Origin of the sequence: Halorussus amylolyticus (assembly GCF_004143485.2) — an archaeon.
GTDB lineage: Archaea > Halobacteriota > Halobacteria > Halobacteriales > Haladaptataceae > Halorussus > Halorussus amylolyticus.
Map to the genome: position 1 here is coordinate 21763 of NZ_ML974136.1, position 12444 is coordinate 34206.

Genomic DNA, 12444 nt, shown 5'->3' on the forward strand with positions numbered 1-12444 from the left:
ACTTGAATACCTCGAAAGCGGTTCGGCGAGAGATAGCGCAGGAGTGTGCAACCGTCCAACCCTCTCGTTCGCGAACGCACGTCCTCGCAGAAGCACGTCCTCGCGGACGCTACTCGGCGTCGAGGAGTTCCGACGCGGTCAGCAGCGATTCGAGTTTCACGTCGTACTCCGCGAGGTTCTCGGCCGCGCCCTCCTCGCGGTCCACGACGACCAGCACTCGCTCGACCGTCGCGCCCGCCTCGCGCAGGGCTTCGACCGCGTCGGCCGCGCTCTGGCCGGTGGTGGCGATGTCTTCGAGGACGACGACCTCTTCGCCCTCGTCGAGTCTCCCCTCGACCAAGTTCGCCGTGCCGTACTCCTTCTTCTGCTTGCGGACGATGACGTAGGGATTTCCGGTCTCGACGCTCGTGACCGCGACGAGCGGAACCGCGCCGAGCGCGACGCCCGCGAGTTTCGTGTCGCCGACTCGCTCGGCGAACGCCTCGGCGACGAGTTCGAGACACCGGGCGTCGGTCTCGAACAGGTACTTGTCCACGTAGTAGTCGCTGGTGCCGCCGTGAGAGAGTTCGAACTCGCCGTACTTGACTGCATCCGCGTCTTCGAGCGCCGCGATGAGTTCGTCGTTCGCCATTGTCGGAAGACGGGGCGGCGACCGTCATAAACCGTGTCCTTTGGGTCACGCGGCGCTCGATTTCGCCGACGGTTCGGGCCGTATCGCGGTCAGCGTCGCCGACGGGTCCTTTCGAAGCCCTTTTGGAGGTACCCCCGGAAGCCATCCCCATGAACGTAGAGCGGGAGACGATACGCGATATCGCCGTCTCCGTGGGCGCGGTCGGGCTGTTCGTCGCGGCGCTGGCGTGGGTCGGTCTGACCTACGGTGGCAACGGTCTCACGGAGACCGGCGCGATAGCGGTCGTCGCCGCAATCGTCCTCTTCGTATTCCTGATGACCGGCATCGGCGTCTGGATGGCACACCAGCAGTAGGCGTTCGCGCAGCGGTTCGGCGACTCGTGTTCCGAAGGGAGGATTTTTGCCGGGCGGTCTCACACGTACTCACATGACCGACCAGCCGCTCGCAGTGGACACCGTTCTCGTCCCCGTCGATGGAAGCGACGAGTCGGTCGAGGCCGTCGAGTACGCCGCCGCGGTCGCGGAGAAGTACGACGCCTCGGCCCACGCGATGTACGTCTTCGGCGAGGACATCGTCCGGGGCATCGAAACAGGTGCGGTCGCCGAAGACGACGTGCTCTCGGAGACCGAGGCGTTCATGGAGACCGTTCAGGCCATCGCCGACGAGTACGACGTGGACCTCTCGACCTCGAACGCCTACGGCTTCTCGACCACGCGCAAGACCCAACACCCCGGAAGCGCGATTCTCGACACCGCTGAAGACCTCGACGCCGACTTCATCGTGGTCCCGCGCGAACCCCTCAGCGGCGAACCCGGCGAGGTGCTGGAGAAGGCCGCCGAGTACGTGTTGCTATACGCGAGCCAGCCCGTGCTTTCGGTATAGGGTCGCTACTCGTCTTCGTTGTCGTCGTATCTCCGTCGCCGAATGAGCCACTTCGTAAGCCACGCTGGGCCTTTGTGACTTCGCTGGCCCTTCTCTGCCGGAGTCGTTGGACCGTCTGTCATTGAACGAGAGTTCGTCGCTTTCGATTATAAAAGTACGGAGAGACCAGTAAACACTATCCCGACGACCAGCAGTATCTGCGTTGTTAGAAGCAGATGGCCGTTTAATCGCACCTGCTTGGTGTTCTCGGAGACCCATACGCCAAAGCAATACAGTAAGTCCTGTTTCCATTGTCTCTCGTCGAAGTCCCCATCAGTTAGCTGTTCGATATACTCTTTATTTGGGCCTAAGTAAAGGTCCGATTCGCTGTACGTGAACGTCCCGGCGGTGAGTGACCCAACGAGTGCCAGACCGCCCAACACCGCAAGTACGGGATCGAAAAGTCCCGAGTCGATTTTCCACGCTGAAACGAGTATTCCGGCCAACACGACCGTAATCCGAACCGTTTGGACCGCTTTGGTGTCTACGTCCGAAATCGTCTCTGCTGCGCTTCTAATACTGCTCGCGCCTCCTCGTACGTCACTGCTCGGCGTTCGTGTTCGTCGTGTAGTGCCATCCGGCCCGAGTTCCTTCGGCATCCGATTTAAAAACCAGGTCCGAACTCAGAGCCGCAGCGCCATCTCCTTCTCGAAGCTCTCGGCACCGTACGTCTCGAAGCCGACCGACTCGTAGAGACCCACCGCGGCGTGGTTCCACCGCTCGACCGTAAGCCACACCTTCCCGACGCCGTTCGCGCGGCCGTGCCCGAGCAAGGCGCGGATGAGCCGCGACCCGATTCCGGCGCGCTGGTAGTCCTGATGCACGAAGATGGCGAGCTCGTGGTCGTCGTTACCGCCCGGAACGAGGGTGGCGTGGCCGACCGCCCGGTCGCCGTGCCACGCCACGACGTTCAGTCCCTCGAACAGGGTTTCGAGCCAGTCGCGGACGCGCTCCTCGGTAGCTGGCGGGATTCCCTGCGCGCGGTCCGCCGGGTCGAAATCGACGTACATCTCCACGACTTCTTCGAATTCGTCCTCGTCGTAGGGGCGAATCTCGATGTCGCGGCCCTCCCTATCGGCGAACGAGACCGGCGGCTCGGGGAACGACCCCGCCGTGCCGTCGGGGTACTCGCTGTCGTCCGGACTCATCGTACCAGGGTCACGGTGACGGGGGAGTTCAGCAGGACGAACTCCGCGATGTGGCCGAGCTGAATCTTCCCCATCGGGCTTCGCTGGCCGCCGCCGAGGACGACTTGGTCGTACCCGTCGCTCTCGGCGAGGTCCACGAGTTCGGGACCGGGGTCGCCCGAGACGTGTCGGACCTCGGCGTCGAACCCGGCGTCCGCGAGCGTGTCGCGGACGCGGGTCTCGATGTTGGACGGTTCGCGGTCGCTCTCGGGATTTTCGAGGATAGCGACGGTGAGTTCGTCGCCCGCCGCCTTCGCGCGCGAGACGGTGCGTTCGAGCGCGCGAATCGAGTCGTCGCTTCCGCCGATGCCGAGCAGGACGTTCATATTCGACCCAACCGCCCCATCCGTAAAAACAGTTGTGCGGTCCGAACGCCGTGGGAACCCCCGACAGACGACACGCTTTTCCACCTGCCCCCGTAACCCCGACGCATGCCGAACGACCCGTCGCGTCCGCCGGAAAACGAACGACAGGACGCCGAACAGGCGGTCGGCGAGTCGCGAGGCGACTCGCCGACCGCGGAGCCAGCGGTTTCCGAACGCGAGTCTGCGCGAGACGACTCCGACGACGAACCGACCGCGGACGACGCCGACGCCGCCTCGGCGTCCGAGGCGGCGTCGGCGACCGAGGATGTTTCGGGCGACGAGGAAAGCGATGACGCCGAGGAAGCGTCCGATACCGAGGACGCGCCCGACGTCGAGGAGTCGTCTTCCGAAGATGCCGACGAAACACCCCCCGAAAACACCGTCCCGTCAGACGTCCGCAAGTACGAGCGATTCAAGAAGATGGACGGCGCGGAGTACGACCGGGTCAACGAGTTCCTGCGCGAGCGGACGTACATCACCGCCCGCGAGTGGGCCATCGCCCGACTCTGTGCGGACTTCCGGACCGAGACCGGGGTCGAGATGACGAAAATCGGCGAGAATCTGCCCGAGTTGGTGCCGTTCATGACCGACACCTACACCCCGCAGGCGGTCAATCAGGCCCGGTCGTCGTTCGAGGACAAGGTCCGGCAGGCCGGAGCCACCTTCCTCTACGGCGCGATGTCGGGCTTTTTCACCGCCGAGGAACTCGACGACACGATGTACGAGGTGACCGAGGTGGCGAAGTTCCTGCTCGAAGTCGAGGGCGTCGATTTGTCGGTCGAGGAGGAACTCGAAGCCGAGGACCGGATTTCGAGCGTGATGCGCGAGGTCCAGTCGGCGAGCGAACAGCTCCGCCACGACGAACTCGAATGTCCGCACTGCGGCCACGAGATGGAGTCGGCCGACGACTGACCGCACGACCGAAACGATAGCACGGCGTTTTTCCCGACTCGCTTCCTACCCGGAGTATGCACAAGCGCGAGCAGTTCCTCGCGGGCGACCGACCCGACGACGTGGCGCTCTACCTCGCGGACTCGTTCGTCGAGGGCGACGGTCTCGCCAAACACGGCGAGGACACCGACCGCGGCGTCGTGCTGGTGGTCGAGGGCGAACAGGGCCGGAGCGTGTTCCAGACCGCGACCGGGATGGACGCGATGGGGTTCGCGAAGCGAGCGATGGGCACCGACGGCGATATCGACCGCGACCTCGCGGGCGGCACGTGTCCCGACTGTGACGGCGACCCCGAATTCATCTTCGCGTTCGCCGAGGCCGAAAACGAGGAGGTCGGCGGTCTGTACGCTGAAGGCGACGTGATTCATGCCTACGCCTACTGCGATTGCGGGACGGCGTACGCCGACAAGTGGGTCGCTGACGGAACGAACTGAGAGCACCTCCGAGAAGCTCGTCGTCAGTAGAGCATTTTCTCGTCCGCCGAGAGGGACAGCCCCGAGTCCCGTATCGTCCCGTTCTGACTGTAGTACCAACCGGCTGTTCGAAAGACGAACCACGCGGTTATTCCGCCAATCGAAAGTAGCGAATGCACGCTTCCGACCCGACGGTCGACGACCGGGAAAAGCACGGCGATGCCGATAGGGAGGAGCGTCGGACCGAACAGGACGGTCGACAGTTCGGCCAGAGCGACGACTGCCAGTAACTGTGCGGTCACTGCCACGACCGTCGACACGAGCATAAGCCCGAGTAGCCGGACCTGCGCGCGGTCGGATAGCTCTTCGATGTCGAGTCGACTCTCGTCGGACGTATTGATTCGCTTCGCGGAGACGAACAGGACCAGGACCGTCGTGGATATCACTAGATATCCGACGCCATCGGGAAAGAGAACCGAAGACAACACTACCGCTGGCAGCGCGAACAGGACGCCGAGTAGCGCGTTCGTGCGAACGGCACGAACGAAACGGACTACGACGCTCTTCATTCTCCGCGACCTCCGACTGTCATATTACAGTTCAACTGGCTTGTATCTGTGGGCATACTGTTAAAGTTGCGTATTTTGTCGACCTTGCCGGTACTTTTGGGAAGTCACCGCGTCTAAATAGAACTCTGTAATTGCGTAACTAATCCAGTCATCCTCTAACTCCTTTCTGATTGTGGCGAACACCAGTCCGATGACAGCCGTAACGGCGAACGCGAGAAATATAGCCGTCGTACTCCGGAAATCCGCTAGTTGCAGGTTCACCATCTCCAAGGACGCGGCTGTCAGGTAATCGAACTCGAACGAGACGAAAAGCGTCACGAACCAGATGATGAGCAACCCTGTCCCGACCCACACCCCACGTGCGAGGAGATACAGAGCCTGCATGCGAAGTGCACGAGTACGTCCGGAGTATTCGAGATACGCAAGTAACAGCTTGAATAGGCGCGAGTAGTCGTCGAACTCGGCGGACAGCCCGAACGTGTCGTGGCACAGGACCACAAAGTACTCGTCGAACTCGGTACAGTCGAATCTAGATTCGGAACGACGGTGAACGATATCCTGGACGAGCAGGGAGAAGCCGTGGTCGCCGTCGGCCCAACCGCCGATAGCCTGCAATATTTGCCCCACGACGAGCGAAAGAAAGAGGAACAACGTGACTGCAATCGCAGCGTTCGCTCCCTCGCCGACGAACTGCTGGAGTTTAAACGGGAACGAAAGTCCGATCAGAAACACGACTCCGGGAACGATATTCGCGAAGACGTCGTAGATATTGAACGAACCGAGCCGCTTCCTATTCACGTGGAATTACTTCCGCGTTATAGTATTAGTAATTTACGCGCTGGAAGAGAACCCGCACGCAATCACAGCAGTCTTACTCCCCGTGACCGACAGTGACTTATATGAGTGAGGAACGCGGATGACCGACTTCGACGCGGTCGCGGTCGGAAGCGCGGTCGTGGACCGTATCTACGCGCTCACGAACCTCCCCGAACCCGACGGCGGCGCGTTCGTCCGCGAGGAATCCACCGCAATCGGCGGGGTCGCCGCGAACGTCGCGGCGGGCCTCTCGGAGTTGGGCCGCGAGACGGGCGTCGTCTCGCGCGTCGGTGACGACGAGGCTGGCGACCGCGTCCTCGCGGACCTCCGCGAGCGCGCCATCGACGCCAGCAGGGTCACTCGGGGCGACGAGCAGACCTCCTACTCGATGATTCTGCGCGACCCCGACGGCGAGCGAATGATTATCGCGGGCGGCCAGAGCGTTCCGAAGCTTCGACTCGACGCCCGGGACCTCGATTACGTCCGGGGGGCAGACGTGATTTTCACGAGCGCCTACGCGCCGGACGCCGTCGTCTCCGACCTCGTGGACGCCGTCGAAAGTCCCGACGCCGACTCCGACCCCTTCCCGCCGTTCGCGTTCGACCTCTCGGGACCGCTCTCGGAACTCGACGGCCGCGCGACTCGCCCCGAAACCATCGACGCGCTCCTGCCGATTTGCGACCTGTTCGTCGCCAACGAGGTGTCGGCCCGGTCGTACCTCGGAGTCGGACCGCGCGAAGCCGTCGAAGAACTCCGCGCTCGGGGCGTCCGCCGGGCCGCGGTCACCTGCGGGACCGACGGCGCGCTCCTGCTCGACGGCGACGACGTATTCGAAATTTCGGCGTTCGACGTGGACGCCGCCGACACGACCGGCGCAGGCGACGCATTCACCGCGGGCCTGCTCCACGCGTGGCTTCTCGAGGGTCGGCCGGTGGCGGAGTCCGGGCGATTCGCGGCGGCCGCGGCCGCGCTCAACTGCACTGCGGAGGGCGCGCGCGGCGGACTGGCGACCCGAAAAGAAGTGCAAAACCTGCTCGATTCGGAGTAGCGAACGACTCCCGATTAACGAGCCTCGTCCGCGGCCGCCACCAATTCTTCGACCCGCACCTCGTCCACCGGAGCGGTCGTCTCGCCGCCTTCCTTGAGCGCGGTGCCGACGATGACTCCGTCCGCGATGTCGAGCAGGTCGGCGACGTTCTCGGTGGTCGTGCCGCTCCCCACCAAGACCGGGGCGTCGATGTTCGCGCCGTCGCGGGCCTCGACGACCGCTTCGAGGTGGTCGGTCGCGACCGCATGGCCCGTGCCCGCGCCGCTAACGACGACGCCGTCCGCGAGTCCGCGCTCGATTGGTTCGGCGACGGCTTCCGCGTCGAGGGGGCGCTCCGCGAGGGCTGCGGAGTGTTTCACGTCGAGGTCCGCGAGAATCGCCACGTCCGAATCGAGGCGCTCGCGCAGTCGTACCGTCTCGTGGGCCTGCCCCTCGACGATTCCTTGGTCGGTCACGCGCGCGCCGACGTGGACGTTCACCCGGACGAGCGCGGCGTCCGCGGCGGCCGCGACCGAGAGCGCGGCCGCCGCGTCGTTCCGAAGGACGTTGATTCCGATGGGGAGGTCCACTGCCTCGCGGAGTTCCGTGGCAACGCGGGTCATCGACGCGACGACGTGTTTGGGTACGTCGTCGGGGTAGAACGGCGCGTCTCCGAAGTTCTCGACCATCAGGGCGTCCACGCCGCCGGATTCGAGTCGGCGGGCGTCCCGCAGGGCGGCCTCTCGGACTGCTCGGAAGTCGCCGTCGAATTTCGGTGCGGCGGGGAGCGGACCGAGGTGGACCATCCCGACGACGGGGTTGTCGGCGCCGATGGCGTCGAGCGTCGTCATTCGTTGCCGTCCTCTTCGGATTCGTCTGCCTCCGCCTCCTCGTCCCACTCCAGATTCCAGAACGCCTCCACGATTACTTGCTTGGTCACCGCGCCGCGAGTCGTCCAGTGGTGGGCGTAGTCGAGCATGTCGTCGTAGATGGCGGGCTTGCACCCCGCGGCCTTCGGGTGGCCGCCGCCCCCGACCTGCCCGGCGACCTCGTGGCATCGCTCGAACTCGTCGGTGCCCCGAATCGAGGCGCTCCCCGAGGGCTTGACGATGACCGCGGCGTCGGTCCCCTGCTGGCGGAGCGCCTCGGCGACCTCGTTCTGCGAACACCGGCCGTAGGTCACGCCGACCGTCCACGGTCCGACCTCCTCGATGTCGGCGCGGGCGACCGCCTTCTCGATGAGCGCGTCCTTCTCGACGCGCATCTCGGCGAGGAACTCCTCGATGTCCTCGGGCAGATTCGCGCCGTGTTCGGCGACGACTTCGATGTACTCCTCGGGGTCGGCCCAGTAGGAGAAGTCCGCGAGGTCGTCGCTCCGGGGGTCCTCGCGAAGCCAGAGGTCGTGGTCGCGGGTGACGACCGCGAGTTCCGAAAGGTAGTTCGGGAAGTCGTAGTCCAGTGCGCGAACCGCCACGTCGGCCGTACACTCCTCGTCGCTGTCGCCGACCACGAGGCTCACGCCCGCGCCTCGGACCGCCTCGGCCACGGTGTCGTCCCACTGGTGGTGGTCGAACCACCGAACCTCGTTCGCCCGCTCGACCACGGTCGGGAGCGTCTCGCCGACCTCGTCGTAGGTGTCGGGACAGAGGTCACAAATGAACACTCGCGCGCCGGGTTCGGTGTAGTCGGCGACCCGTTCGAGCGCGTCTTCGAGGTCGTGTGGTCCCGCCGGAATGAGGGCGGCGTCGCCGTACACTTCTCGGACGAGCGCGGTGCAGGCCAGTCCGTCGGCGTCGGGGTCGGCCACGACCGCCACGTCCGCGCCGGTCAGTTCGGCCTCCGCCTCGGCTTCCTCTTTGGCCTCCTCGATGGAGTCGGGGACGAAGAATCCCTCGCCAGGGAGGATGGACTTGCGTTCGAGCGAGAGATTGTCGTCGTCGATGACCCAGTCTTTCATACGTCCTCTTCCGGGCGGGGCAGGAAAGAAGCCCCGGTTGTGGTCTGGCGGTCTCCGACCGGCCAGCGGCCGGTCGGAGACCGCGAAACTCGGAGCCTCGCCCGGCCAGTCGGAACTCAGTCGTCGGCCAACTGCCGCACCGTCAGCACGGGCACGGGACACGACCGGACGACGCGCTCGGCGACGCTCCCGATGAGAAACCGATTCTCGCCGTGGCGGCCGCGGGTTCCGGTCGCCACGAGGTCGGCGTCCTGTTCGCGGGCGTACTCGGTGATTTCGACCGCGGGGTGGCCCTCCCGAACCGCGGTCGTGAGTTCGCGGTCGGCGTGGTCGCGCACGGCGTCGAGCGCGTCCTCGGACTGGGACTCCAGCGCCGCACGAAGCTCCTCGCGGAGTTTCTCGGGCGAGGACTCGACCTCGCCAGCGTCCACGACGTACAGCGCGTGAACCGCGGCGTCGAACCGTTCGGCGAGGTCGAGCGCGACCTCTACGGCCCGCGTCACGCTCTCGGAGCCGTCGGTAGCGATGACGACGGTGTCTATCATGTCCGCCTCTACCGCCGGGCACCTCTTAAAGTTCGGTGAGTCGGCTGTCGGCGCGAGGTCGAGCGGCCGGTACGAACATTGGCGGTCGGCGCGCGCAGAACTACGCGCGCCGACCGTGTGCCAGTCGTCGAAAAACTCCGGCTACGACTCTGCTTCCCGGTTCTCGCGCCAGTCCTCGATTTCTCCCGCGTCCGCGAGCGCGTCCTCGTAGTAGGTCAGCGGATGCGAAACCGTCTCACACCGGTCGTCCGTGTTCACGCAGTCGCCGTAGGCGGCCATCGTCTCGCACGACGGCGGGGCGTACTGCGCGCCCGCCTCGTCGCCGACGCGGGCCGCGCGGTACCGGATTTCGGACGCTTCGACCGGGTCGTCGGTGCCGAGGAGGGCCAGCATCTCGTCGGTCTCGGCTCCGGCGCTCGCCAGAAACGAGACGAGTGCGAACTTCGAGTGGGCCGGAAGGTCCTCGCCCGCCCGCGCTCGTTCGAGCAGCGCGGCCATGCAGGGCGGGAACTCGCCGGGCGCGAGCACGTCGATGCTCCGCGAGATGTCGATTTCCGAGAAGGTGTCCTCCAACTCCGCCACCTCGTCGGTCAGCGCGGTCCGAATCTCGTCGGGGACCTGCGTCGGAAGCCCCTCGGCGACTCGCATCCGGACCGCCTCCCGGAGGAGGCGGTGGAGTTCGGAGTCCTCCACTTCGACGTACCCCTCGGCCAACTGTCGCGTGGCGAGGTTCCACGAGTCGCCGTCGAGTCCCGACGACAGTCGGAGGTACGGCCCGACCGCGACCCGGTAGCCGTCGCCGGTCTCCTCGACGCCTCGCGCGAGGTCGAACTCCGCGAGGAGGGCGTCGAGCGAGATGGCGTTGTTCGGGGTGCTCTTGAGACCGTCGTCGGGGTTCTCGAAGTCGGCGGTGAATCGGTCGTAGGCGGTGTCGGCCTCCGCGCTGGCGTACTTCTCGACCGCGCCCGGCGCGTCCAACAACGAGACCAGCACCCGCGCGACCGGATACGAGAGGAGTTCCGCGCTCGTGGCCCACCGCCGCGAATCCGCCGGACGCGCGACCGTGCCGTCGAGGAGCGCCCGGCGAACACGCTCGACCCCGCGCTCGACCGCGGGATGGCGGTCGTCGCCCTCGCTCACCACGATGGCTCCGAGACCGAGGTCCGCATCCCGAACGGTCTCGCGGGCCGCCGCGAGGAACGGGTATCGGGCGTGAAGCGGGTCCATACGACCCCAATCTTGGCGGACCCCGATAAACGCGGCGAATGCGGACGGTCCGACTTCGACGAGGATCCGGGAACGACGAAAACGGGCGGGGTTTGATACGCGCTCGGTCCGTCCAATCACGTATGACCGAGGCGACCGCGCTGGCCTACTACGACGCCATCGACGCCGACGACTACGACGCGCTGGCGTCGTTGCTCGCGCCCGGCGTCGTCCACGACCGCCCGGACCGAACCATCGAGGGCCGCGAGACGCTGGTGGGGTTCATGCGCGACGGACGGCCGAACAAGAGGACCTCCCACGAAGTGACGACTGTGTTCGCGGAGGGAGAAGACGGCGAGCGCGTCGCAGTCGAAGGCCGCCTGTTCGATTCAGGGGGCGAGAAGATGTTCGGATTCGTGGACGCTTTCGCGTTCGAAGACGGGAAAATCGCGGAGATTCGAACGTACACCGATTAGTCCTTCTCGCCCGCGCCGAGCGCGCTCTCGCCGACTGGCTCGTGGCCCTCGATGACCTCCTTGCCGCCCATGTAGGGCCGGAGGGGTTCGGGAATCGTCACCGTGCCGTCGTCGTTCTGGTAGTATTCGAGGATGGCGACCATCACGCGGGGGAGCGCGAGGCCCGACCCGTTGAGCGTGTGGATGTACTCGGCCGACTCGTGGCGCTCGGGCCGGTACCGGAGTCCGGCGCGCCGGGCCTGAAAGTCCTCGAAGTTCGACACCGACGACACTTCGAGCCACCGGCCGCCCTCCTCGGGGCCGTCGTCCATCTCGTCGCCGGGTGCCCACACCTCGATGTCGTACTTTTTGGCCTGTGTGAATCCGAGGTCGGCGGTACACATCTCCAAGATTCTGTAGGGCAGGTCGAGTCGGCGCAGGACCTCCTCGGCCTCGTCCACGAGTCGGTCGAACGCCTCGTAGCTCGTGTCGGGTTCCACGAAGTTCACCATCTCGACCTTGTTGAACTGGTGGACCCGGACGATGCCCCGCGTCTCGGTGCCGTGTTCGCCCGCCTCGCGCCGGAAGTTCGGGGTGTAGGCCTGATGCTTGATGGGGAGGTCTTCTTTGAGGAGGATGTCGTCGCGGTACATGTTCGTGACCGGCACCTCCGCGGTGGGGCAGAGCCAGAGGTCCTCGCCCTCCAGTTTGTAGGCGTCCTCCGCGAACTTCGGGAGTTGGCCCGTCCCGGTCATCGACTCGCTGTTGACCGGAATCGGCGGGAACAGGTCCACGTACCCCTGCTCGCGGTGGAGTTCGAGCATGAACTGAAGCAGGGCGTACTCCAACTGCGCGCCCTCGCCCTTGAGGAAGTAGAAGCCGCTTCCCGTCGTTTTGGCGGCGCGCGCCTCGTCGATGATGTCCAACTCCTCGCCGAGTTCGTAGTGGGGCGTCACCTCCTCGGGAAGTTCGCGCAGGTCGTCGAAGCCTTCGCGTCTGCGCTCTCTGTTGTCGTCCTCGCTGTCGCCCACCGGCACGTCCTCGTGGGGTATCTGGGGGAGTTCGAGCAGGAGGTCGTCCAGTTTCGCCTCTAATTCGGCGGCGCGGTCCTCGACACTTTCGAGTTCGGCCTTGAGTTCCTGCGAGGTTTCGATGGCCTCGTCGGCCTCCTCGTGTTCTCCGGCCTGCTTGAGTTCGCCGATTTTGCTACTCACTTGGTTTCGCTCGTGGCGGAGGTCGTCGCCGCGAGCCTTGAGTTCGCGCCACTCCTCGTCGTAGTCGAGTATCGCGTCGAAGTCCACGTCCTCGACGCCCTTCTGTTCGAGCGCCGCCCGAACTTCGTCGGGGTGGTCCCGGATGTAGTTCCTGTCGAGCATTCCTACTCTCCACAATCCGCTCCCG

General features: G+C 65.3%; 17 protein-coding genes. 6 read left to right on the forward strand and 11 right to left on the reverse strand.

Going from position 1 to position 12444, the window contains the following annotated elements; all coding sequences use genetic code 11:
* Window positions 1-109: 109 nt before the first annotated feature.
* Entirely contained in the window at window positions 110-631 is a 522-nt protein-coding gene (gene pyrE / locus EKH81_RS13360) for an orotate phosphoribosyltransferase (protein ID WP_132058940.1), read from the reverse strand.
* Between the two features lie 149 nt (window positions 632-780).
* Between pyrE and EKH81_RS13365 the strand changes: the two genes are divergently transcribed.
* Window positions 781-984 carry a DUF7472 family protein gene (locus EKH81_RS13365; protein ID WP_132058941.1) on the forward strand — a complete coding sequence of 68 codons (204 nt, stop codon included), beginning with the start codon at window positions 781-783 and terminating at the stop codon, window positions 982-984.
* Between the two features lie 73 nt (window positions 985-1057).
* Entirely contained in the window at window positions 1058-1513 is a 456-nt protein-coding gene (locus EKH81_RS13370; RefSeq protein WP_132058942.1) for a universal stress protein, read from the forward strand.
* 146 nt (window positions 1514-1659) lie between these two features.
* On the opposite strand, the gene EKH81_RS13375 is transcribed toward EKH81_RS13370, so the two are convergent.
* Genes EKH81_RS13375 through EKH81_RS13385 form a run of 3 tightly spaced genes read right to left on the reverse strand, consistent with a single transcriptional unit; the run spans window position 1660 to window position 3065 of the window.
* Window positions 1660-2151 (reverse strand): hypothetical protein, encoded by a 492-nt coding sequence (locus tag EKH81_RS13375; RefSeq protein ID WP_132058943.1) that lies wholly within the window; start codon window positions 2149-2151, stop codon window positions 1660-1662.
* A gap of 24 nt (window positions 2152-2175) precedes the next feature.
* On the reverse strand, window positions 2176-2700 hold the full coding sequence (locus EKH81_RS13380; protein WP_132058944.1) for a GNAT family N-acetyltransferase: 525 nt from the start codon (window positions 2698-2700) through the stop codon (window positions 2176-2178).
* Complete coding sequence (locus tag EKH81_RS13385) at window positions 2697-3065, reverse strand: universal stress protein (RefSeq protein WP_132058945.1); 369 nt, start codon at window positions 3063-3065, stop codon at window positions 2697-2699. The genes EKH81_RS13380 and EKH81_RS13385 overlap by 4 nt, the downstream gene beginning before the upstream one ends.
* 105 nt (window positions 3066-3170) lie before the next feature.
* Between EKH81_RS13385 and EKH81_RS13390 the strand changes: the two genes are divergently transcribed.
* Both EKH81_RS13390 and EKH81_RS13395 read left to right on the forward strand, forming a co-directional pair.
* Window positions 3171-4016: a DUF5806 family protein gene (locus EKH81_RS13390; RefSeq protein ID WP_132058946.1), complete on the forward strand. Its 846-nt coding sequence runs from the start codon at window positions 3171-3173 to the stop codon at window positions 4014-4016.
* A gap of 56 nt (window positions 4017-4072) precedes the next feature.
* On the forward strand, window positions 4073-4489 hold the full coding sequence (locus EKH81_RS13395; protein ID WP_132058947.1) for a DUF5807 family protein: 417 nt from the start codon (window positions 4073-4075) through the stop codon (window positions 4487-4489).
* Between the two features lie 23 nt (window positions 4490-4512).
* On the opposite strand, the gene EKH81_RS19610 is transcribed toward EKH81_RS13395, so the two are convergent.
* Together EKH81_RS19610 and EKH81_RS13405 are read right to left on the reverse strand one after the other, a co-directional pair.
* Entirely contained in the window at window positions 4513-4794 is a 282-nt protein-coding gene (locus tag EKH81_RS19610; protein WP_238392188.1) for a hypothetical protein, read from the reverse strand.
* A 303-nt stretch (window positions 4795-5097) separates the two neighbouring features.
* Complete coding sequence (locus EKH81_RS13405) at window positions 5098-5835, reverse strand: hypothetical protein (protein WP_132058949.1); 738 nt, start codon at window positions 5833-5835, stop codon at window positions 5098-5100.
* A 118-nt stretch (window positions 5836-5953) separates the two neighbouring features.
* Here EKH81_RS13405 and EKH81_RS13410 point away from each other — a divergent pair, with 118 nt between their 5' ends.
* Entirely contained in the window at window positions 5954-6901 is a 948-nt protein-coding gene (locus EKH81_RS13410; protein WP_132058950.1) for a carbohydrate kinase family protein, read from the forward strand.
* A 14-nt stretch (window positions 6902-6915) separates the two neighbouring features.
* On the opposite strand, the gene EKH81_RS13415 is transcribed toward EKH81_RS13410, so the two are convergent.
* The 4 genes from EKH81_RS13415 to EKH81_RS13430 form a co-directional block, all read right to left on the reverse strand.
* Window positions 6916-7731, reverse strand: coding sequence for a BtpA/SgcQ family protein (locus tag EKH81_RS13415; RefSeq protein ID WP_132058951.1), 816 nt, complete (start codon window positions 7729-7731; stop codon window positions 6916-6918).
* On the reverse strand, window positions 7728-8837 hold the full coding sequence (locus tag EKH81_RS13420) for a DHH family phosphoesterase (RefSeq protein WP_132058952.1): 1110 nt from the start codon (window positions 8835-8837) through the stop codon (window positions 7728-7730). The genes EKH81_RS13415 and EKH81_RS13420 overlap by 4 nt, the downstream gene beginning before the upstream one ends.
* Window positions 8838-8953: 116 nt before the next feature.
* Window positions 8954-9382 carry a universal stress protein gene (locus EKH81_RS13425; protein ID WP_132058953.1) on the reverse strand — a complete coding sequence of 143 codons (429 nt, stop codon included), beginning with the start codon at window positions 9380-9382 and terminating at the stop codon, window positions 8954-8956.
* A gap of 141 nt (window positions 9383-9523) precedes the next feature.
* Window positions 9524-10609: a DNA primase large subunit PriL gene (locus EKH81_RS13430; protein WP_132058954.1), complete on the reverse strand. Its 1086-nt coding sequence runs from the start codon at window positions 10607-10609 to the stop codon at window positions 9524-9526.
* A gap of 122 nt (window positions 10610-10731) precedes the next feature.
* On the opposite strand from EKH81_RS13430, the gene EKH81_RS13435 reads away from it, so the two are divergent.
* Window positions 10732-11064, forward strand: a complete 333-nt coding sequence (locus tag EKH81_RS13435; RefSeq protein ID WP_132058955.1) for a nuclear transport factor 2 family protein — start codon at window positions 10732-10734, stop codon at window positions 11062-11064.
* Here the strand turns inward: EKH81_RS13435 and serS are convergent.
* Window positions 11061-12419 (reverse strand): serine--tRNA ligase, encoded by a 1359-nt coding sequence (gene serS / locus EKH81_RS13440; protein ID WP_132058956.1) that lies wholly within the window; start codon window positions 12417-12419, stop codon window positions 11061-11063. The two genes, EKH81_RS13435 and serS, sit on opposite strands and share 4 nt — an antisense overlap.
* Window positions 12420-12444 lie beyond the last annotated feature (25 nt).

Excerpts from the sequence above, each read along its gene's own strand:
- EKH81_RS13435 (WP_132058955.1), top strand. The coding sequence starts at position 10,732 with ATGACCGAGGCGACCGCGCTGGCCTACTACGACGCCATCGACGCCGAC.
- EKH81_RS13410 (WP_132058950.1), top strand. The coding sequence starts at position 5,954 with ATGACCGACTTCGACGCGGTCGCGGTCGGAAGCGCGGTCGTGGACCGT.
- EKH81_RS13375 (WP_132058943.1), bottom strand. The coding sequence starts at position 2,151 with ATGCCGAAGGAACTCGGGCCGGATGGCACTACACGACGAACACGAACG.
- EKH81_RS13425 (WP_132058953.1), bottom strand. The coding sequence starts at position 9,382 with ATGATAGACACCGTCGTCATCGCTACCGACGGCTCCGAGAGCGTGACG.
- EKH81_RS13380 (WP_132058944.1), bottom strand. The coding sequence starts at position 2,700 with ATGAGTCCGGACGACAGCGAGTACCCCGACGGCACGGCGGGGTCGTTC.
- serS (WP_132058956.1), bottom strand. The coding sequence starts at position 12,419 with ATGCTCGACAGGAACTACATCCGGGACCACCCCGACGAAGTTCGGGCG.
- EKH81_RS13385 (WP_132058945.1), bottom strand. The coding sequence starts at position 3,065 with ATGAACGTCCTGCTCGGCATCGGCGGAAGCGACGACTCGATTCGCGCG.
- EKH81_RS19610 (WP_238392188.1), bottom strand. The coding sequence starts at position 4,794 with ATGCTCGTGTCGACGGTCGTGGCAGTGACCGCACAGTTACTGGCAGTC.
- EKH81_RS13415 (WP_132058951.1), bottom strand. The coding sequence starts at position 7,731 with ATGACGACGCTCGACGCCATCGGCGCCGACAACCCCGTCGTCGGGATG.
- EKH81_RS13395 (WP_132058947.1), top strand. The coding sequence starts at position 4,073 with ATGCACAAGCGCGAGCAGTTCCTCGCGGGCGACCGACCCGACGACGTG.
- EKH81_RS13420 (WP_132058952.1), bottom strand. The coding sequence starts at position 8,837 with ATGAAAGACTGGGTCATCGACGACGACAATCTCTCGCTCGAACGCAAG.
- EKH81_RS13370 (WP_132058942.1), top strand. The coding sequence starts at position 1,058 with ATGACCGACCAGCCGCTCGCAGTGGACACCGTTCTCGTCCCCGTCGAT.
- EKH81_RS13365 (WP_132058941.1), top strand. The coding sequence starts at position 781 with ATGAACGTAGAGCGGGAGACGATACGCGATATCGCCGTCTCCGTGGGC.
- pyrE (WP_132058940.1), bottom strand. The coding sequence starts at position 631 with ATGGCGAACGACGAACTCATCGCGGCGCTCGAAGACGCGGATGCAGTC.
- EKH81_RS13390 (WP_132058946.1), top strand. The coding sequence starts at position 3,171 with ATGCCGAACGACCCGTCGCGTCCGCCGGAAAACGAACGACAGGACGCC.
- EKH81_RS13430 (WP_132058954.1), bottom strand. The coding sequence starts at position 10,609 with ATGGACCCGCTTCACGCCCGATACCCGTTCCTCGCGGCGGCCCGCGAG.